Origin of the sequence: Leucobacter soli, from assembly GCF_042659205.1 — a bacterium.
Classification (GTDB): Bacteria; Actinomycetota; Actinomycetes; order Actinomycetales; family Microbacteriaceae; genus Leucobacter; species Leucobacter soli.
In genome coordinates this window covers 1-19,738 of sequence record NZ_JBHSRW010000007.1, presented here as the reverse complement: position 1 = coordinate 19,738, position 19,738 = coordinate 1, and the positions used below count along the sequence as shown (strand labels likewise).

The window sequence follows — 19,738 nt, the reverse complement described above, 5'->3', positions numbered from 1 at the left end:
GCAGTCGTAGGGTGTGAACAGCCGGGGGCTCATCGGGGAACCCTCGCGGCGCATCGGTCCCTGATGCGCCGGTGTTCGAGGGGGAACGCAGATGCCGGATTCGCGCGGTTCACACGTCTCCACTCCTCGAGGCCGTACCCGGCTCCGAACGGTGCTCGCGCTGCTCGCGAGCGTCGGGCTCGCCTGCTTCGGCGCCGCTCTGCCGGCGCAGGCGGACGAGAGCGTGACGATCTCGGGCGTGATCCAGTTCCCCGCGAAGTCGGCGCCGCCGTACGACATCGAGGGGAATCTGATCGAGTTCGGCGACTTCGGCGCAGACGACGAGGTGACCCGATACGAGATCTTCGTGCACACGCTGATCGGGGTCGTCGATCCCCAGGCGGATCTCGCCTGGGACGCCGCGACCAAGCGACTGCGCTGGTCGTTCGCCGGAGCGGCCGACGGCCACTACACCCTGAGCGTCGACTGGACGCACTACGCGCATGTCAACGACTGGGAGGCCGAGCAGCAGACGCTGTGGCTGTCGGGCGCCGGCACGCGACTCTCCGCGGATCCTCGAGATCCAGGAGTCTTCAGCGCGAGCACCGGCACCGGGTTCTTCCATTGCGCGTACGGGAACGAATCGTGCATGGGGGCGGGCGCGCCGAAGGTCTCCGGCGCCGCGAAGGTCGGCAAGCGGCTCACGGTGGCTCCCGGCGCCTGGCTGCCGGCGGAGGAAGACGGGGCCGCGGTCGAGTACAGCTATCTGATCCAGTGGCTGCGCAACGGGGTGGCGATCCCCGGGGCGACCCGGGCGAGCTACACACCGGTCGCGGCGGATGCCGGGAAGCAGCTGAGCGCACGGGTGCTCGGTGCGGCCGAAGGGCTCAAATCAGCGACGGCCGTCAGCGCGGCGAAGACGATCGCGAAGGGCACGCTCTCCGCGCCGAAGCCTCGCATCTCGGGCACCGCGAAGGTCGGGAAGAAGCTCACGGCGAAGCCGGGCACCTGGAAGCCCGCCGGCGTGAAGCGCAGCTACCGGTGGTACGCGAACGGAGTGAAGATCCCCGGGGCGACGAAGTCGACGTACACGGTCGCGAAGAAGTACGCGGGCAAGAGGATCACGGTCGCGGTCACCGGGACGAAGTCCGGCTACGTGAAGCTGAGCAAGACGAGCGCGAGCAAGCGGGTCGCGAAGTAGCGCCCGGCTCCCGTGCCCCGCACCCCGCCCGGGCGCGGGTCCGTCAGACGACGACGGGGCGGCCGACCCCGGCGGGGACCGACGCGGGCTCGAGCCGCACGATCACGGCCTTCGACGCGGGCGTGTTGCTCTCCAGCGCGGTGCTGTCGAGCGGCACGAGCACGTTCGCCTCCGGGAAGTAGGCCGCGGCGCATCCGCGCGCGGTCGGGTAGGCCACTGCGCGGAACCCGCGCAGCACCCGATCCGGCTCGTCCTTCCACTCGCTGAAGATATCGACGCTCTGCCCGTCCTCCAGTCCGAGATCGGCGAGGTCGTCCGGGTGCACGAAGACGACGTAGCGCCCCTTCTTGATGCCGCGGTAGCGATCGTTGAGGCTGTAGATGGTCGTGTTGAACTGGTCGTGCGAACGCATGGTCTGCAGGATCAGGCGTCCCGGCGGGCAGTGCACCGGCTCGAGCTCGTTCGTCGTGATCCGAGCCTTGCCGGTCTCGGTGTCGAAGCGGCGCTCGTCGCGCGGGCCGTTCGGGAGCACGAAACCGTCGCGCTGGCGGGTCTTCGCGTTGTAGTCCTCGCAGCCGGGCACGACGCGGGAGATGTGATCCCGGATCACGTCGTAGTCGTCGATCATGGCGAGCCAGTCGATGCCGTGGCGGTCCCCGAACGTCGCGTGGGCGATGCCGGCGACGACGGCGGTCTCGGAGCGCACCGTCGACGCGATGGGTTCGATCTGGCCGTGCGAAGCGTGAACGGCGCAGACCGAGTCCTCGACCGTCACGTACTGCGGCCCGGCGGCCTGCATGTCGACCTCGGTGCGACCGAGAACGGGCAGGATCAGGGCCTCCTCGCCGGTGATCACGTGCGAACGGTTCAGCTTCGTGGAGAGCTGCACGCTGAGCTTCGTCTTCCGCATCGCCGACTCCGCGAGGTTGGTGTCGGAGATGGCTCCGAGCAGGTTGCCGCCGAGGCCCATCCACACCTTGACCTCGCCTCGATCGAGGGCTCGGATCCCGTGCACGGCGTCGAGGCCGTGGCTGCGCGGGGGCTCGAAGCCGAACTCCTCGCCGAGCGCGTCGAGGAACGAGTCGGGCATCTGCTCCCACACGCCCATCGTGCGGTCGCCCTGCACGTTCGAGTGGCCGCGGATCGGCGAGGCGCCGGCCCCCGGCTTGCCGATGTTGCCGCGCAGCAGCAGCAGGTTGATGATCTCCTTGATGGTGTCGACGGACTTGCGGTGCTGCGTGATGCCCATCGCCCAGCAGATGATCACGCGGTCAGCTGCGATGTAGGCGTCGGCGAGCGCGTCGATCTCGGCCCGGCTCAGGGCGGTGGCCTGCTCGACCTCGCGCTCGTCGAGCTGCAGGATGTGCGCTTCGAACGAGTCGAAGCCGTCGCAGTGCTCGTCGATGAAGGCGCGGTCGAGCACCGTGCCGGGAGCGCGCTGCTCGGCCTCGAGCACGCGCTTCGACACGGCCTGCAGCAGCGCCATATCGCCTCCGAGGCGGATCTGCAGGAAGTCGTCGGCGATCTCCGTCGGCTTGCCGAGGTAGCCGCGCACGCGCTGCGGATCCTTGTAGCCGATGAGGCCGGCCTCGGGCAGCGGGTTCACCGCGACGATCCTGGCGCCGTTCTCCTTCGCCTCCTGCAGGGCCGTCAGCATGCGGGGGTGGTTGGTGCCCGGGTTCTGCCCCATGACGATGATGAGGTCGGACTTCGCGAAGTCGTTGTAGGCGATGGTGGACTTGCCGATCCCGACGCTGTAGCTCATCGCCGTGCCGGTCGATTCGTGGCACATGTTGGAGCAGTCGGGGAGGTTGTTGGTGCCGAGGACGCGCGCCAGGAGCTGGTAGAGGAACGCGGCCTCGTTCGAGGCGCGGCCGCTCGTGTAGAACGCGGCCTCATCGGGATGATCGAGCGCGTTGAGGTGATCCGCGATGATCTGGTACGCGCGATCCCAGCCGATGGGCTCGTAGCGGTCGGAGCCCTTCGCCTTGTGGAGCGGCTCGATGAGGCGGCCCTGCATGCCGAGCCAGTACTCGGTCTTGTCCTCGAGCGACGAGATCGTGTGCTCCTGCCAGAAGGAGCGCTCGACCTTGAGCGGAGTGGCCTCCCAGGTGACCGCCTTGCCGCCGTTCTCGCAGAACTCGGCGATCTTGCGGTGGTCGGGGTCGGGCCACGCGCAGCTCATGCAGTCGAAGCCGCCCTTGTGGTTGATCTTCGTCATGAGTTTCGCGGTGCGGGCGAGTCCCATCTGCGTGATCGCCGGCTCCATCGAGTGGAAGACGCCCCCGATTCCGGCTGCGTAGGTCTTCGGCTTCGTGACCTCGATGTCCGCGTCTGAGAAGTCGTCGCGGAGCGGCTTGGGGGACATGATCGCATCCTTCGTCGGGGCAATTTGGGGGCTCCTCCCACGATACCCCCCGATCAGTGCGATTGCCTGCCCGTGCAGATGGGGACCGCCGTCCGAGGGGGCGGATCCGACGCGCCGGTGGAGTTACGCGGACGCGGACCCGGCCCCGTGGTCAGGGCAGCACGATGTCGAACGCCGGGTCCGGGGCGTCCAGCACCGCGAACAGCCGCCCGAGCACCTGCGCGTCGCCGGCGATCTCGATGCCGGGGGAGGCGTCGTCGCCCGCGAGCAGGGCGAGCAGGCGCAGCGTCGTCACGGCTCGGATCGTCGCGTCGGCAGGGCCGTCGCGGTCGATCCGCCGGCGGTGGATGAGCACGCCGTTGCGCAGCGAGAGACGGTGGGTCTCGTCGAGATCGGACAGCGCGATGTCGAGCACTATCCGTTCGTCCCACGCCTCCGGCCCGTTCACACGGATCGCGAGCGAGTCGAAGATCTGGGCGGGCGAGAGCCGGCCGAGCAGTTCGGGCGAATCCACGTTCGTCGGGGATCCGAAGTTTCCGCCCCGCAGCTCCGCCGCCCCGGAGAGGAAGAAGTTGCGCCAGGTCGCGTTCTCGATGCCGAACGCGAGCTGCTCGAGCGAGTCGGCGTAGAGCGCGCGACCGGCCGCGTGATCCCGGTCGGTGAAGACCACGTGGTCGAGCAGCGTCACCGCCCAGCGGTAGTCCCCCGCGTCGTACGCGGCCTGTGCGAGCTCGACGACCCGATCGATGCCGCCCATCGCCTCGACGTAGCGCGCGGCCTGCTCGGCGGGCGGATGCGGCCAGAGCCGGGCGGGGTTGCCGTCGAACCATCCCATGTACCGCTGGTAGACGGCCTTGACGTTGTGGCTGACCGAACCGTAGTAGCCGCGGGTGTGCCACGCGTTCTCGAGGGCAGGCGGCAGCCGCATCTCTTCGGCGATCTCGGCCCCCTGGTAGCCCTGGTTGATCATCCGGAGCGTCTGATCGTGCAGGTAGGCGTAGAGATCGCGCTGCAGCGAGAGGAACTCGAGGATGCGCTCGGAGCCCCAGGTCGGCCAATGGTGCGGCGAGAAGACCACGTCGCTGCGCTCGGCGAAGGTCTCGATGGCCTCGGTCAGGTAGCCGGCCCAACCGCGCGGGTCGCGCACCAGCGCGCCCCGCAGCGTGAGCAGGTTGTGCAGCGTGTGCGTCGCGTTCTCGGCCATGCAGAGCGCGCGGAAGCGCGGCAGATAGATGTGCATCTCGGCAGGGGCCTCGGTCCCTGGAGCGAGCTGGAACTCCATCTCCACGCCGTCGACGGTCAGCGTCTGCCCGGTCCGCGTGATGAAGTCGGTGGGCACGATCAGCCCGATGGTGCCGGTCGAGGGCGCCTGCCCGAGGCCCGAGCCCACGCCGCCGTCCACCCCGCGTTCGAGCGCCGCGCCGTACATGTAGCCGGCGCGGCGGCCCATCGCCGTACCGGCGTAGACGTTCTCCGAGACCGCGTGCTCGGTGAAGCCCTCCGGCGCGATGATCCTGACCTCGCCGCGATCCACCGCCGCCTGGTCCGTCACGCCGAGCACGCCGCCGAAGTGATCGACATGGCAGTGCGTGTAGACCACAGCCGTCACGGGGCGGTCTCCGCGATGCTCGCGGTACCAGGCGAGCGCGGCGGCGGCGGGCTCCCTGGTCGTCAGCGCATCGATGATGACGATGCCGGTGTCTCCTTCGACGATGCTGAGGTTCGAGAGATCGAAGCCGCGAACCTGATAGATCCCGGGTACGACTTCGAAGAGCCCGTCGATCGCATTGAGCTTCGACACGCGCCAGAGGCTCGGGTGCACGGTGTCCGGGGCCTCGCCCTCCAGGAATCCGTAGGAGTCGTTGTCCCACACGACCCGCCCGTCGTCCGCACGCACCGTGTTGTGCACGGGTCTCGCGATGAACCCGCGATTCGCATCGTCGAAATCTCGCGTATCGTCGAAGGGCAGCGTGGAGCGCGCGCGGGCATGGGCCGCGCGGACGAACGAGCTCGCTTGCGGATGCGACATGGACGACTCCTGACTATTGGCGATCCGTATTGGTCGTACGGCAAGTATTCAGCACGGGCTCGGAGATGGGATCCGGGCCCGGCGGATCTCCGCCGGAATCGAGGGCTGCATTGTGGAGAAGCTACGAGTCCCTTGCCTTCGGGCTGTAGCGGGTGCACGATCGGCGGAGAGCGCAACGCAGCCGCCACGGCGCGGCGCGACGGTCACGCGACCATCGCATGATCGTCGCGCCGCCGCCGTATCCGAAGGGAGTCATCGATGACCGCAGCCCCCGAACGCACCCCGCAGGGGACCGCCGAGCCTGAGTACGAGCTGTGGGAGCCCCTGGATCCGGACGTCGCGGGCGTGTTCCGCGGTCTGCCGGCCGAGGATCTCGCGTATCGGGATCGCGCTCGCGCGTTCGTGCAGGACGAGGTGCGGCCGGTGATCGACGGCTACTGGGATCGGGCCGACTACCCGCTGGAGCTCGCGGCCAGGCTCGGCGAGCTCGACCTGCTGCGCGACGGCGTCGACGTGCCCGGTTTCCCCGAGCAGAGCCTCCTGGCGGCGAGCCTTGCCACGATGGAACTCTCGCGCGGCGACGGATCGATCGCGACCATCGTGGCGGTGCAGGGCGGCCTGGCGCTCCGCTCCGTCGCGCTGTGCGGATCGGAGGAGCAGTGCGATCGCTGGCTCGCGCCGCTCGCCCACGGCACCGAGCTCGGCGCGTTCGCGCTGACGGAGCCCACGCACGGTTCGGACTCCGTGAGCCTCGAGACCCGCGCCCGAGCAGTCGACGACGAGCACGGCGCCGGATACGTGATCGACGGGCACAAGAAATGGATCGGCTCCGGCAGCGTCGGCCGGGTCGCCGTGGTCTGGGCGCGCGGCGACGACGGGCAGGTGCAGGGGTTCCTCGTGCCGCAGGACGCACCCGGCTACCGGGCGACCACGATCGAGGGGAAGATCTCGCTGCGTGCGATCTGGCAGGCGCACATCGAGCTCGACGGCGTGCGCGTGCCCGCCTCGGCCCGGATGCCGAGGGCGAACAGCTTCAAGGATACCGCTCGCGTGCTCCAGGCGACCCGGCTCGGCGTCGCGTGGAGCGCCCTCGGCCAGGCGACGGCCGTCTACGAGACCGCCGTCCTCTACGCGAAGCAGCGGGTGCAGTTCGGTCGGCCGCTCGCCGCGTCCCAGATCGTGCAGAGCCGGCTCTCCGCGATGCTCTCGAGCCTCACGAGCCTGCAGACCCTGCTCATGCAGCTCACGCGCGCCGAGGAGGCGGGGGAGCTGAGCGGACCCGGCGCCTCGCTCGGCAAGTACACGGCGACCCGGGCGGCCCGGACCATGGCTGCGGATGCGCGCGACCTGCTCGGCGGCAACGGGATCCTGCTCGAGAACCGAGTGGCCCGCCATTTCGCCGACATCGAGGCGCTGCACACCTACGAGGGGACGGAGACCGTTCAAGCGCTCATCATCGGGCGCGAGATCACGGGCTTCTCGGCATTCGCCTGAGTGTGGGAGTCTGAAATCGAGCATGAGGGCCGTCGCCCGACGCGGGCGGGGCAGGAGAGGGAAGGTGCCGGAGATGCAACGCGATGTCTACGACGAGGATCATGACGCGTTCCGCGACATGATGAAGGAGTTCATCAAGCGCCACGTCACCACCGAGAAGATGCAGCAGTGGGACGAAGCCGGCGAGGTCGACCGCGAGACGATGCGGCTCGCGGGGGAGCACGGCGTCATCGGGCTCTCGGTCCCCGAGGAGTTCGGCGGCGCCGGCATGCTGACGGACTACCGCTTCCGCTCCGTCGTGAACGAGGAGCTGGTGCGGGTCGGCGCAGGTTCGTCGCTCGCCGGAGCGGTCGGCATTCAGGATGACCTGGCGGTGCCCTACATCGCGCGTTTCGGCACCGACGCCCAGAAGCAGAAGTGGCTCCCGCGCATGGCGACCGGCGAGGTCCTCGGCGCGCTCGGCATGACCGAGCCGGGCGCCGGCAGCGACCTGCGCGCCGTCTCGACGACCGCGAAGAAGGTGGACGGCGGGTACCTCGTGAACGGCGCGAAGACCTTCATCTCGAGCGGTAGGACCGCCGACATGGTGGTCACCTTCGTGAAGACCGGCGAGGGCAATCGGCCCGACGCCTTCAGCCTGATCATCGTCGAGGACGGCATGGCCGGTTTCGACCACAGCCGGACGCTCCACAAGATGGGGTTCCAGGGGCACGACACCGCCGAGCTCAGCTTCAGCGACGTATTCGTGCCCGACGAGAACCTGATCGGCGGCGTCGAGGGCCGAGGCTTCGTGCAGCTGATGGAGAATCTGCCGCTCGAACGACTCTCGATCGGCGCGGTGGCCGCGGCCGTCGGTCAGGCAGCGCTCGAGTGGACCCTCGAGTACACGGCGAATCGCGAGGCCTTCGGGCAGCCCATCGCCGACTTCCAGAACACCCGCTTCCGCCTCGCTGAGATGGCGACCGCCGTCGACGCGATGTGGGCGTTCGTCGATCGCGCCATGCGGCTCTACGAGCGGGGCGGGCTGACTGCGGACGAAGCGGCGAAGATCAAGTTCTGGTGCACCGAGCGGGAGTGGGAGATCCTCGACCAGGGCGTGCAGTTGCACGGCGGCTACGGCTACATCACCGAGTTCCCGATCGCCCGGGCGTTCCTCGATGCGCGGGTGCACCGGATCTACGGCGGCACCAACGAGGTGATGCGCGAGATCGTCGCGCGCGCCGTCACCGGGCGGAAGTAGCGGAGCGTTGTTGCGCCGGCGTCGACGCGACGACGCGGAACTGGTCGAGCGAGGGATCTGCCGCGCCGCGCACGTATCCGGATGGCGCGGCGGCCGTCGCGCGCAGGAACGCGACGACCTCCGCGCTCAGGGTCTCGCCGGGTAGCACGTTGGGCACGCCGGGCGGGTAGGCGGCGAGCGAATCCGCGGAGACGCGGCCGACGGCCGCGGTGTACGGCACGAACTCGACCGGACTGAAGAACGCCTCCCCGAGGCCCATCGCGCGCTCGCAGCTCGCGGGGAGCGAGACGGGCCGCTCAGGCTCGGTCTCGGCCTCGGGCAGCGACTGCAGCGCTCCCCAGAACCGGTCGACGTCGACGGGGGAGGTCGCTCCCACGAGCAGCAGCAGCGCCGCGGGCGTGGAGAGCTCGCAGTACACCCGGTGATCCCGGAGCAGCAGGTGGTGCGCGTCGCCTCCCGTGATGCCCGCGCCGCGCGTGTCGATCGCGATCTTGAACGGATCGTTCGCGATCGAGTCAGGCACCGCGAGGATGTCGGGGGTGGCGTCCCGGAACCTGCGGTCGCCGCGCACCAGCTCGCGGATCCGGCTCGCGGACGCGAGCGCGCGCTCGATCATCTCCGGGTGCGTCACGAGGTGGCGGCGGGCCTCGTCGAGCGAGGCGAGCAGGATCGAGCTGGTGCTGGTCGACTGGTAGGAGCGGACGACCCGATCGACCAGCTCCTCGAGCCGTTCCGCTTGCGCACCGTGTCCGAGCTGCAGCATTGCCGATTGGGCGAGCGAGCCGGCACCCTTCTGGGTGCTCGAGATCACGAGGTCGGCGCCGAGGCGCACGGCGTTCGTCGGCAGCGCCGGGTGCAGGCCGAAATGCGCGCCCCAGGCCTCGTCCACGACGAGCGGCACGTCGTGCCGGTGCGCGACGTCGGCGATGGCGGCGATATCCGCCACCGCGCCGAAGTAGCTCGGGGATACGAGGTAGACGGCCGCGCTGCCGGGGTGGGCGGCGAGCGCCGCCTCGACCTGCGACGCGGTCACGCCGTGCGCGGCTCCGAGACCCGTGTCGACGGTGCCGTGGACGAAGTGCGGAGTGAGGTCGAGGCGGGTGATGCCGTCGATCACGCTGGAATGCACGCTGCGCTGCACGATGCATTCGTCGCCGAGGCCTCGGACGACGGTGGTCGCGATGTGGTTGCATCCTGAGGCGCCAGTGGTGACGAACCAGGTGCGGCTCGCGCCCCAGGCCTCCGCGGCGAGTTCCTGCGCGCGCATCAGCGGAGTGACCCGTCCCGGGGTGACGAGTCGCCAGGTCGACTGGTCGACGTTGCTGAAGAGCATGGGGAAGTCGATCGCCAGCCCCTCCGCGCCGACGAGACCGGAGACTCCCGGCGCGTTCTCGGCGCTGCCATGGTGGGCCGGCACGTGCATCCGCTGCCAGTCGTGCGCGGCGAGCGCCCGCAGCCCGTCGGCGAAGGGCGCCTCGAACTGCTGCGGGGGGATTTCGGCGTCGCCCGTCGGCTCGGCGACGTCGGTGGCATCGGCTACTCCGGCGGCTCCTGAGAGTCCGGCGAAGAGGAGGTCATCGGTGATCCGGACGTCGGTGGCATCGGTGACATCGGCTGCGGCTGCGGCGGGAACGGTCATGATCCCCAGCGTAGGGAGCGCGGGGCATCGCCGATATATCAGGAATTGGTGCATATAGACATACGATGTATGCCATGCTCAACCTGCAGCAGTTCCGCGTCCTGCTCGCGATCCGCGAGAACGGCAGCCTGACCCGGGCGGCCGAGGCGCTCCGCTACGGCGTGCCGACCGTGACCCACCACCTGAACGCGCTGGAGGCGCATCTGGGAACCGCGCTGGTCGAACGGGCCCGAGGCGGAGCACGGCTCACGCCGTTGGGGGAGTACTTCGCCGATGAGATCGAGCCGGTGCTGGCGCGCATCGACCGGGCGGAGCGCTCCCTCGTGGAGCGACGAGATGCCGGCCTCGCGACCCTGCGGATCGGCACCTTCGCCTCGCTCGGATCCCGGCTCCTCCCGGCGGCGATCGCGGCGCTCCAGCGCCGAAGCCCGGTCCGCATCGAAGCGATCGAAGCAGAACCGAGGGAAGTGGTGCGCCTCCTGCGCAACGGGGACGTCGACGCGGGTCTCATCTACGACACCTCGGCGGAGCCCGCGTTCGATGCGCCCGACCTCGCGCTGCACCCGCTGCTGTCGGAGCCGTACCGGGTGATGCTCGCCGCATCGAGCCCCTGGGCGGAGCATGCGGAGCTCGACTTCGCCGACCTCTCCGAGGTCGCCTGGGTCTGCAGCCGGAGCGGGGACGAGGCGTCTGACCGCGTGCTGCAGCGGACGTCGCAGGCGGTCGGCGGCGAGATCCGCGAGCTGATGCGGACCGACGACCTGTACATGATCCACGGACTGGTGGCAGAGGGACTGGGCTTCGCGCTCACCACGGAGGCCGCGGTCGACGCGGACTTCGACGTCGTACTCCGGCCCGCCGCACAGGATCTGGGCGAGCGCCGGGTGTCGTTCGTGACGCGGAGCGGTCCCGTACCCGCGGTCGTGCGGTGGCTCGGTCGGATCCTCCAGGCGCGGACTCACGACGGTGACGAGGGCGGCTCCTCGGGCTGAGGGATCCTCCGCGTGCGGCGCGCTACAGTGGCAGCATGAGCGACGAAGCAGCACCCCGGTTCGACCCGATCGAGGCGAGTATCGAGCAGACGCTGGCCGCACTCGACGAGGGGCGGGTGAACGCCGTCGAGCTCGCCGAATGGTGCTTGCGCCGCATCGACCGGCTCGACCGGAACGGTCCGCGGCTGCATGCGGTGCCGGTGCTGAACCCGGAGGTGCTGGAGCAGGCCGCCGAGAGCGATCGCCGACGCGCCGCCGGGCACGCCCGTCCGCTCGAGGGCGTGCCCTTCACGGTGAAGGACTCCTACATGGTGCAGGGGCTCACGGTGGCTTCCGGATCCCCGGCCTTCCAGGAGCTCGTCGCGCAGTGGGACGCCTTCTCCGTGGAGAAGCTGCGCGAGGCCGGAGCGGTGCTCATCGGCAAGACGAACATGCCGCCGATGGCGGACGGCGGCATGCAGCGCGGCGTCTACGGGCGCGCCGAGAGCCCCTACAACCCGGGATACCTCGCCGCGGCGTACGCCTCCGGCTCGTCGAACGGATCCGGCGTCTCGACCGCGGCGAGCATGGCGGTCTTCGGCATGGGGGAGGAGACGGTGTCGAGCGGACGGAGCCCCGCCTCCAACAACGGGCTCTGCGCCTACACGCCCAGCTGGGGCATCCTCTCGATCCGGGGCAACTGGCCGCTCTTCCCGGCGCGCGACGTGGTCGTGCCGCACACGCGGTCGATGCCCGACATGCTGCGCGTCCTCGACGTGCTGGTGCAGGACGACCCGATCACCCGCGGCGACTTCTGGCGGAACCAGCAGGCGGTCGCGCTGCCGAAGCCGAGCGAGCACCGTCCCGGCTCCTACCGCGATCTCGTGGACCCCGACGCGCTGCGGGGACGGCGCTTCGCGGTGCCGCGGATGTATCTGGGCCGGGATCCGCGATTCCCGATCGCCGTGCGACCCTCGGTGCTGGCGCTCTGGGATCGCGCGCGCGAGCGGCTCGAGCGGTTGGGTGCGGAGGTCGTGGAGACGGATTTCCCGCTGATCGAGCAGTACGAGGGGGACCGCCCGGGGCAGGAGAACGTGGCCGCGCTCGGTGTGCTGCCCGAGGGCTGGATGGACACCGAGTTCACCGACTTCCTCGCCTTCGGCTGGGACGACTTCCTCCGCGCGAACGGGGACCCCGCGATCCCCGACCTCTCGGTCGTGGATCCGGATCTCATCTTCCCGACCCCGCCCGGCACGCTGCCCGACCGCTACGAGGAGATCGACGACTACGAGAACCGGTACCGGGCGACGGTCGCCATGGCGAAACAGGGCATCCCCGATCCGCGCGAGCGGGCCGATTTCGCCGAGGGTCTGCGCGCACTGGTGCAGCTGCGCGAGGAGCTCTTCGAAGCCTGGCTCGGCGAGCAGGGCTTCGACGCGATCGTCTTCCCCGCGAACGCCGACGTGGGGCGCGAGGACGCCGAGCGGGATCCCGAGGCTGCGGATCACGCCTGGTCGAACGGGGTGTTCTTCTCCAACGGGAACTACGCGTTGCGGCACCTCGGGATCCCGAGCATCACTGTTGCGATGGGGGTGATGACCGACATCGGTATGCCCGTCGGGCTGACCTTCGCCGGCCGCGCCTACGACGATCCCGCGCTGCTCGGCTATGCGACGGCCTTCGAACAGCAGGGGCCCGCCCTGCGGCAGGCTCCGCCGCTGCCCGAGGACTGAGCCCGCGCGCCGCAGCCGAGTGCCGTGCCGCGGTTCCGTTCCGGTGCCGGGCGGACGGCTGGGGGCTCGCCGGTGGACGAGGCGGCGTCCCGCGCGGCCTAGGATAGAGAGCATGTCTAAGGTGCTTTCCTCCCTGCCCGTCGGCGAGCGCGTCGGCATCGCGTTCTCCGGCGGCCTCGATACCTCCTGCGCGGTGGCGTGGATGCGCGACAAGGGCGCCATCCCCTGCACCTACACCGCCGATATCGGCCAGTACGACGAGCCTGACATCGACGGCGTCGCGGATCGCGCCAAGGAGTACGGGGCCGAGATCGCCCGCTTCGTCGACGCGAAGCGCCCCCTGGTCGAGGAGGGCCTCGTCGCCCTGCAGACGGGTGCGTTCAACGTGCGTTCCGGCGGCAAGACCTACTTCAACACGACGCCCCTCGGCCGCGCGGTCACCGGCACGCTGCTCGTGCGCGCCATGAAGGAGGACGGCGTCGACATCTGGGGCGACGGATCGACCTACAAGGGCAACGACATCGAGCGCTTCTACCGCTACGGGCTCATGGCGAACCCGGCGCTGCGCATCTACAAGCCGTGGCTCGACAAGGAGTTCGTCGAGGAGCTCGGCGGTCGCCAGGAGATGAGCGAGTGGCTCGTCGCCCACGGCTACCCCTATCGGGATTCCGCGGAGAAGGCCTACTCGACCGACGCGAACATCTGGGGCGCGACCCACGAGGCCAAGCGCCTCGAGTTCCTCGACACCGGCCTCGACATCGTCGAGCCGATCATGGGGGTCGCCGCCTGGCGCGACGATGTCGAGGTCGCGACGGAGGAGGTGTCGGTGCGCTTCGAGGCCGGCCGACCGGTCGCGATCAACGGCGTCGAGTTCGACGACCCGGTGGCGCTCGTCTACGAGGCGAACGCGATCGGCGGGCGCCACGGGCTCGGCGCCTCCGACCAGATCGAGAACCGCATCATCGAGGCCAAGAGCCGCGGCATCTACGAGGCGCCGGGCATGGCGCTGCTGCACATCACCTATGAGCGCCTCGTGAACGCGATCCACAACGAGGACACCCTCGCGAGCTACCACAACGACGGACGCAGACTCGGTCGCCTCATGTACGAGGGCCGCTGGCTCGATCCGCAGTCCCTCATGCTGCGCGAGTCGCTGCAGCGATGGGTCGGCTCGGCCGTCACCGGCGAGGTCACCCTGCGCCTGCGCCGCGGCGACGACTACACGATCCTCGACACCTCGGGCCCGAACCTCAGCTACCACCCCGAGAAGCTCTCCATGGAGCGCACCGTGGGCGCCGCATTCGGACCGGAGGACCGGATCGGCCAGCTCACCATGCGCAACCTCGACATCGCCGACTCGCGCCAGCGCCTCGAGCAGTACGCCGCGCTCGGCATGGTCGGCGGTGCGACCGCCGAACTGGTGGGTCGCCTCGAGGCCGGCGGGGCCGAGCAGATCGCCGACGCCGTGGGCGGGATCGACGAGGAGGCCGACGAGCTCGGCCTCAGCGCGGCATTCGACGCGGGCACCGACTGAATGCCGCCAGGGCGTGTCTCGTGGATCTTCGTCGTTGCGAGACACGCCTTAGCGCTGGTACTCGTGGCGGACGAGGTTGACCGTCGTCGTGTAGGTGAGCTCTGGCCTCCATTGACTGTACATGCCGGTGAGGGTCAGATTGATCGTCGGGCGTGTGATCAGCAGAGGATTCAGCGCGCCTTCGAAGTACGCGGTGCTCCACATCTGCGGGTTCACGCCGGAGGTCGTGGTGTCCGGTGGGCAATAGGTTCCGCCGTCTCCTGAAACCGGTGTCGTCTTCACGGTCTGCGGAACCGTGCCGATGGGCACGCCGTCCCGGTCGGTGGCGAAGTTCGGCGAGTCGTAGCCGTTGAGGAACCACGCCTCGGTCGGGTTGTCGGGGTTCCAACCCACGGTACCGGTACCGGTGGAGGTCGTCTCGGCCTGGCAGAGTATCTCGCCGCAGCCGAGACCGGCCCAGCACGGGTCGTGCGACCACTTCGCATAGTCGTTCTGGGAGTACTGCCACGTGTAGGGCTGCGAGATCGGGGCTCCCCAGGGCCCCGAGGTCCAGTCGTAGAACCTGCCGAAGTCGGCGGCCTGCCCGATCAGCGTCTTGGTCATCGTGCGATCGATCCGCTGTTCCAGGCCGCAATGCTCAGCGGTACAGCTGCCGGTCGGCGCTTCGGGCCACGAGATGACGGTCGTGACCGTGCCGGTGTAGCCGATGCATGGGCCGGCGTAGAGGAGCCTGGGATCGCCCTCGATCGGATCGAGCTCGAACGTGATGTCGGGGGCGAGCACGATGGCGACCTTCGCTCCGAACTTGACGAACGGCGTGGCGGTGAGATCGATGCAGCGGGGGCCGCGCAGCGTGCGGTGGTAGGGGTCGTCGTTCGGCGACGGCGCTTCCATCCTGAAGCTCACGCCGGTCGTCAAGCCCGCTTCCACCTCGTAGGGCTCCGGAACGAACGGCACATCGGCGATCGTGACCGACGTGGTCAGCCCGAGGTCGAGCTGAGCGGTGGCCTCGCGATCGTCGGCTGCGCGGAAGACCGCGAACGGGTTCGCCGTGCCGGTCCCGCCCTTCTCCCCGTCGATGTAGTAGAAACCCGTGTACGCGCGGATCCCACCGGTCACGGAGAGGGATCCGCCATCTTCCGAGCTCGGATTGCTCACCTGAACGACGCCCTCGCCACCGAATTCTATCGTCAGTCCGGTGCCCGGGATCGGGATGCCGCCCGGGAACTCGCCGGAGACCGTGCAAGAGACCGAGGCACCGCCGAGGAAGGTGAAGGTGATCGAGATGGCGCCCTTCGACGAGAAGTCGATGGAGCGCCCGGACAAACTGACGTCGAGGTTTACGGATCCCTCATAGGCGACGCCGACGGAGATGATCTCACGCGGGTCGACGGATCCACCGCAGTTCCAGTGCTCGGATTCGAGGAAGTCCATGCCGATGGATCCGGGCATTCCCGGGATCGCGGAAGCCCCCGGCACCACGCTCCCGGAGGCTGCCGGGCTCGCCACCTGCTGAGAGTCCTCGATCTCGCCGGCGAAGTGGGCGTCGTACTCGTCGAACGACTCCGACAGCGAGTTGATGCTCTGCAGCGTGACGCGCGTCCTCCCGTTGCCGAGCGCCTCGCTCGCGACGACGCGGCCGAGATAGGGGGCGCTCTGCGCCGAGCGGACGAAGAGGTGATCGCCCACCTGGGCGCCGCCGGAACTGGCCGCCAGATCGATGATCCCTCCTTCGCGCTCCGCCAGGACGTCGCCTGCGGAGAGCAGGTGCGTGCCGGCCTTCGGCGTGATCGAGAGCATCTGATCGGCAGAGGCGGCATCGATGTACCCGCCGAACATCGTGGTCGCGACGGCATTGGTCTTCTTCTTCGACTTCGTCTTCGGCGCCTTTGCCTGCACGGCGATGGCGCGATCCTTCGGCACCGGCACCCAGACCTGCTGCGCGGCCCCGGTGGAGACTGCGGAGACGAGCGGCGTGCCGGTGCCGCGAGAGTTCGCCCATATCTTGACGCTCCACCCCTTCGGTGCGTTCAGCGTCACGGCCACGGCTTTCGCCGACTTCGGGATGCCGCTGGTCCCTGCGATCGTGATCTTCTTCTTCGAGGTCGACGACAGCTTTCCGCCGGTGGGCCGGGCGGGCGCGACGAGCGTGGTCGTCCCCGCACTCCAGCCGAGCACCTGGAGTCGCACGCTCGCCTTCCCGCTCAGCGCGCTCAGCGAGATCCGGCCCGACGCATCCGGGGTGACGACGGCGAAGGAGGTCTGGCCGGCCGTCGCGAAGCCGATGCCGCGCGCCGGCCTGCTCGCCCCGCGCGTCGAGAGCGCCAGCGTGCCCGCCTTGGCCTTCGAGGTCCGCACGGCGACGATGACAGAGGCCGCTCCTTTGGGAATGCCGGAGATGCCGGCTACCTTCACCGTCTTCGTCGACTTCGACACCGAGACGGCCGCGAGCAGGGGCGCCTTCTCGGGCACCACCAGCGCCGAGGTGGTCGGAACCCAGCCGAGCACCTTGACGAGGACCTTCGGGCTGCCGGCGCTCGCACGCACCTGGATCGCGCCGCCGAGACCGACCTTCACGAGCGAGAGATTGGTCGCGCTCGCCGTCTTCCTGTAGCTCACCACCACCGCGCCGCTTCCGGTGTACCCCTTCGCCCGGATCGACACACTGCCGCTCTTCTTCGCTCCGGATGCCTTCACCGAGACGAGCACCGAGCCGGCCAGCGCGTCGGGCAGCGACTTCTGCGTCGTGATCGCCACCGACGACCACGACGAGCCGAGGGTCTTCGACCCGCGCACGGTGAGCGGCTTCGACAGGGAGACCAGGTCTCCGCCTTTCGCGGTCTCGGCTCCGCCGGCCGTCACTTCCAGAGGTTCCGGGCGCGGCTCAGACTGCTCGGCCGCGGTGTCCGGCTCTTGCGGTGTCGCCTCGGCCGCGGGCGTCGGCGGCGATGGCGTCTGTTCCGCAGGTGCCTCAGGGGAGGGTTCGTCGGCGAGTGCGAGCGAAGGAGCGAGCGCGACGACCAGTGAGATCGCGAGTATCCCGCTCAGCGCGACCACCGCAGTTTTCCGCTGTTTCATGCGGCGAGTGTATGGCTCGGTGCGGGAGTACCCGTGACAGATCCGTAATTCGTACGGCCATAGGTTCTCGATGACCTTCGGCTGATGGCCGGGCGCGATGCGGGTGTGCATGACGAGGGGCTCCGGATCATGATGATCCGGAGCCCCTCGTCTCGTCGTCGCGGAGCGCTCAGGAAGCGCGGCGGGCGCGAGCGGCGCGGCGCTTCAGGGCGCGGCGCTCGTCTTCGCTGAGGCCGCCCCAGACGCCGGAATCCTGGCCGGTGTCCATCGCGTACTGCAGGCACATCTCGGTCACCTTGCAGCGGGCGCAGACGGCCTTCGCTCGCTCGATCTGGTCGACCGCCGGGCCGGTGTTGCCGACTGGGAAGAAGAGCTCGGGGTCTACGGTGAGACAGGCTGCCTGTTCGCGCCAATCCATGGGTTCCTCCTTGTGTGCACGTGCGCGCGCGAAAAACCCACCGGTGGCCGGTAGCCTGATCTCGCGCGATCAACTGGTTGTGGCTGAGCATGCTCACACCAGCGTGCGCGAAACTCGATGAAATATATGTTTCCATGAAACATTACGTAAGGCAATAGTTTTTTTGTCACTTATAGGAAAGGTCCCAGTCATGACCGCTTCTCCCGCCGGCCAGCTGCGCTCCCGACGGGCCTGGGGGATCCTCCTCGCGCTGCTCGGAATCGAGACCGTGGCGGGCGTGATCGCGCTGATCCCGCTGGGGGTCGCCTTCTTCGCGGCTGACGGCGAAGAAGCCGGTCAGCGGGTCAGCGTACTGCTCGGCGGGCTGCTCGCGATCGTCTGGATCGCCGTCACCTTCACCGGCGCCCTGCGCGCCCGGGCGAGCTGGGCGCGCGGTTCCGCGCTGACGCTGCACGTGCTGATGTTCGCCGCCGGGACCGGGATCCTCCAGTACGGGCTCGCCGATTCGTGGATCGGCTGGTCGCTGGTGATCGCGGCCTTCGTCGGCTTCTTCTCGGCGCTCGCCGCGCGGCCCGAGTACACGGCCGCGGCCGATGAGGACGGCACCACCACGGAGGTGTGACCCTCGCGAGTCTCCGAGGCAGGGCACGAGGCTGTCGCCCCGGTGTCACCCCGAGGCGCAACCGCCGGGCCGCTCAGACGCCGAGCAGTTTGCGCACGCGCCCGACGTGCCCGGTCGCCTTCACGTTGTAGAGGGCGTGCTCGATCCTGCCCGCCTCGTCGATCACGAACGTCGAACGGATCACGCCGATGTAGGTGCGACCGTAGTTCTGCTTCTCCCCCCAGGCGCCGTAGGCCTCGAGCACGGTGTGATCGGGGTCGGAGAGCAGCGGGTAGGTGAGGCCGTCGCGCTCGGCGAAGCGCGCCTGCCGCTCGGGCTGGTCGGGGGAGATCCCGAGCACCGTGTAGCCGGCCGCCTCGAGCGGAGCGATCGAATCGCGGAAGTCGCATGCCTCGGTGGTGCAGCCCGGGGTCATCGCCTCCGGGTAGGTGAAGAGGATCGCCTTGCCGCCGCGCAGTTCTGCGAGGCTGCGGATCGCCCCGGACTGGTCCGGGAGGGCGAAATCGGGGGCTGGCGTTCCGGGCTCGAGGATCACACGTGCGGTCATCCCACCAGCCTAGCGAGGTTCGGGCAAGCGCTCGGTCACCCGATCGCCCGCCGTGCGAGACGGTGCGAACCCGCGCTCGTTCCCGCCTATTTGAGGAGCCGGCGCAGCGAATCGACCCGGAGCGCTCCCGCCGCGTCGAGGCGTCCGTCGGCGATCGCCGCGTCGAGCTCGCAGTCGGGCGCGTCCTCGAGATGGGTGCAGCCGCGGGGGCACTCCTCGATGATCTCCGCGAGATCCGTGAAACCGCGCAGGATCCCCTCGCTCGTCACATGGCCGAGACCGAACGAGCGTACGCCGGGAGTGTCGATGACCCAGCCGGAATCACCGCCCGCAGCGCCGGGCGTCGCGGCGCGCAGAGCGACTGAGGAGGAGGAGGTGTGGCGGCCCCGACCGGTGACCTCGTTGACGCGGCCGGTCTCGCGTTCGGCCTCCGGCACGAGCGCGTTGATCAGCGTCGACTTGCCGACGCCGGAGTGCCCGACGAACACCGTTGTCCGGCCGGCGAGCGATTCCCGGATCTCGGCGAGGGGCTCCGATCCGCGGGCCGAGCGGAACACGGGCACGTCGAGCGCCGCGAAGTGCCCGAGGAACGGTTCGGGGTCGGCGAGGTCCACCTTGGTGATGCAGAGCAGCGGCCGGATCCCGGCGTCGTAGGCGGCGACGAGATAGCGATCCACCAGGCGCACCCGGGGTTCGGGGTTCGCGGCGGCGATCACGATCAGCATCTGGTCGGCGTTCGCCACCATGACCCGCTCGAGCCGGTCGCTGTCGTCGGCGCTGCGCCGCAGCACGGTGCGGCGCTCCTCGAGCCCGACGATGCGGGCGAGCGAGCCCTCGTCGCCGCTCGTGTCGCCCACCAGCTGGGCGCGGTCGCCGATCACGATC

The 19,738-nt window shown here is 69.4% G+C and carries 14 protein-coding genes; 7 read left to right on the top strand and 7 right to left on the bottom strand.

What is annotated here, in order from left to right; translation table 11 throughout:
- Positions 1-151: 151 nt before the first annotated feature.
- A complete protein-coding gene (locus ACFPZL_RS01465; protein WP_218115229.1) occupies positions 152-1,180 on the top strand; it encodes a hypothetical protein in 1,029 nt (342 codons plus the stop codon).
- A 43-nt stretch (positions 1,181-1,223) separates the two neighbouring features.
- Here the strand turns inward: ACFPZL_RS01465 and ACFPZL_RS01460 are convergent, their stop codons facing one another.
- Together ACFPZL_RS01460 and ACFPZL_RS01455 are read right to left on the bottom strand one after the other, a co-directional pair.
- Entirely contained in the window at positions 1,224-3,548 is a 2,325-nt protein-coding gene (locus ACFPZL_RS01460) for an FdhF/YdeP family oxidoreductase (RefSeq protein ID WP_218115228.1), read from the bottom strand.
- Positions 3,549-3,699: 151 nt separating this feature from the next.
- Positions 3,700-5,577, bottom strand: a complete 1,878-nt coding sequence (locus tag ACFPZL_RS01455; protein ID WP_218115227.1) for an alkyl/aryl-sulfatase — start codon at positions 5,575-5,577, stop codon at positions 3,700-3,702.
- A 258-nt stretch (positions 5,578-5,835) separates the two neighbouring features.
- Between ACFPZL_RS01455 and ACFPZL_RS01450 the strand changes: the two genes are divergently transcribed.
- Positions 5,836-7,071, top strand: a complete 1,236-nt coding sequence (locus tag ACFPZL_RS01450) for an acyl-CoA dehydrogenase family protein (RefSeq protein ID WP_218115226.1) — start codon at positions 5,836-5,838, stop codon at positions 7,069-7,071.
- A gap of 73 nt (positions 7,072-7,144) precedes the next feature.
- On the top strand, positions 7,145-8,311 hold the full coding sequence (locus ACFPZL_RS01445; RefSeq protein ID WP_218115218.1) for an acyl-CoA dehydrogenase family protein: 1,167 nt from the start codon (positions 7,145-7,147) through the stop codon (positions 8,309-8,311).
- Here ACFPZL_RS01445 and ACFPZL_RS01440 read toward each other — a convergent pair.
- Complete coding sequence (locus ACFPZL_RS01440) at positions 8,295-9,950, bottom strand: aminotransferase class I/II-fold pyridoxal phosphate-dependent enzyme (protein ID WP_218115216.1); 1,656 nt, start codon at positions 9,948-9,950, stop codon at positions 8,295-8,297. The two genes, ACFPZL_RS01445 and ACFPZL_RS01440, sit on opposite strands and share 17 nt — an antisense overlap.
- 65 nt (positions 9,951-10,015) lie before the next feature.
- Between ACFPZL_RS01440 and ACFPZL_RS01435 the strand changes: the two genes are divergently transcribed.
- The 3 genes from ACFPZL_RS01435 to argG all read left to right on the top strand — a co-directional run bounded on the left by ACFPZL_RS01435 (position 10,016) and on the right by argG (position 14,188).
- Positions 10,016-10,942 carry a LysR family transcriptional regulator gene (locus tag ACFPZL_RS01435; protein ID WP_236022043.1) on the top strand — a complete coding sequence of 309 codons (927 nt, stop codon included), beginning with the start codon at positions 10,016-10,018 and terminating at the stop codon, positions 10,940-10,942.
- A gap of 35 nt (positions 10,943-10,977) precedes the next feature.
- The gene (locus tag ACFPZL_RS01430) at positions 10,978-12,654 is read left to right on the top strand and encodes an amidase (RefSeq protein ID WP_218115214.1); all 1,677 of its coding nucleotides are present in this window, start codon (positions 10,978-10,980) and stop codon (positions 12,652-12,654) included.
- A gap of 112 nt (positions 12,655-12,766) precedes the next feature.
- The gene (gene argG, locus ACFPZL_RS01425) at positions 12,767-14,188 is read left to right on the top strand and encodes an argininosuccinate synthase (protein WP_218115212.1); all 1,422 of its coding nucleotides are present in this window, start codon (positions 12,767-12,769) and stop codon (positions 14,186-14,188) included.
- Between the two features lie 48 nt (positions 14,189-14,236).
- Here the strand turns inward: argG and ACFPZL_RS01420 are convergent, their stop codons facing one another.
- Positions 14,237-17,266: a hypothetical protein gene (locus tag ACFPZL_RS01420; protein ID WP_218115210.1), complete on the bottom strand. Its 3,030-nt coding sequence runs from the start codon at positions 17,264-17,266 to the stop codon at positions 14,237-14,239.
- Between the two features lie 169 nt (positions 17,267-17,435).
- Positions 17,436-17,684: a WhiB family transcriptional regulator gene (locus tag ACFPZL_RS01415; protein WP_218115208.1), complete on the bottom strand. Its 249-nt coding sequence runs from the start codon at positions 17,682-17,684 to the stop codon at positions 17,436-17,438.
- 190 nt (positions 17,685-17,874) lie between these two features.
- Between ACFPZL_RS01415 and ACFPZL_RS01410 the strand changes: the two genes are divergently transcribed.
- Entirely contained in the window at positions 17,875-18,306 is a 432-nt protein-coding gene (locus ACFPZL_RS01410; protein ID WP_218115206.1) for a hypothetical protein, read from the top strand.
- Positions 18,307-18,379: 73 nt separating this feature from the next.
- Here the strand turns inward: ACFPZL_RS01410 and bcp are convergent, their stop codons facing one another.
- Positions 18,380-18,853: a thioredoxin-dependent thiol peroxidase gene (gene bcp, locus ACFPZL_RS01405; RefSeq protein WP_218115204.1), complete on the bottom strand. Its 474-nt coding sequence runs from the start codon at positions 18,851-18,853 to the stop codon at positions 18,380-18,382.
- Positions 18,854-18,939: 86 nt separating this feature from the next.
- The coding region (gene rsgA / locus ACFPZL_RS01400; protein ID WP_382334587.1) for a ribosome small subunit-dependent GTPase A at positions 18,940-19,738 on the bottom strand (799 nt) is incomplete at its 5' end.

Bases quoted from the DNA above. Each gene is read 5' to 3' on its own strand.
- ACFPZL_RS01460 (WP_218115228.1), bottom strand. From the start codon at position 3,548: ATGTCCCCCAAGCCGCTCCGCGACGACTTCTCAGACGCGGACATCGAG.
- ACFPZL_RS01455 (WP_218115227.1), bottom strand. From the start codon at position 5,577: ATGTCGCATCCGCAAGCGAGCTCGTTCGTCCGCGCGGCCCATGCCCGC.
- ACFPZL_RS01450 (WP_218115226.1), top strand. From the start codon at position 5,836: ATGACCGCAGCCCCCGAACGCACCCCGCAGGGGACCGCCGAGCCTGAG.
- ACFPZL_RS01445 (WP_218115218.1), top strand. From the start codon at position 7,145: ATGCAACGCGATGTCTACGACGAGGATCATGACGCGTTCCGCGACATG.
- ACFPZL_RS01440 (WP_218115216.1), bottom strand. From the start codon at position 9,950: ATGACCGTTCCCGCCGCAGCCGCAGCCGATGTCACCGATGCCACCGAC.
- ACFPZL_RS01435 (WP_236022043.1), top strand. From the start codon at position 10,016: ATGTATGCCATGCTCAACCTGCAGCAGTTCCGCGTCCTGCTCGCGATC.
- ACFPZL_RS01430 (WP_218115214.1), top strand. From the start codon at position 10,978: ATGAGCGACGAAGCAGCACCCCGGTTCGACCCGATCGAGGCGAGTATC.
- argG (WP_218115212.1), top strand. From the start codon at position 12,767: ATGTCTAAGGTGCTTTCCTCCCTGCCCGTCGGCGAGCGCGTCGGCATC.
- ACFPZL_RS01420 (WP_218115210.1), bottom strand. From the start codon at position 17,266: ATGAAACAGCGGAAAACTGCGGTGGTCGCGCTGAGCGGGATACTCGCG.
- ACFPZL_RS01415 (WP_218115208.1), bottom strand. From the start codon at position 17,684: ATGGATTGGCGCGAACAGGCAGCCTGTCTCACCGTAGACCCCGAGCTC.
- ACFPZL_RS01410 (WP_218115206.1), top strand. From the start codon at position 17,875: ATGACCGCTTCTCCCGCCGGCCAGCTGCGCTCCCGACGGGCCTGGGGG.
- bcp (WP_218115204.1), bottom strand. From the start codon at position 18,853: ATGACCGCACGTGTGATCCTCGAGCCCGGAACGCCAGCCCCCGATTTC.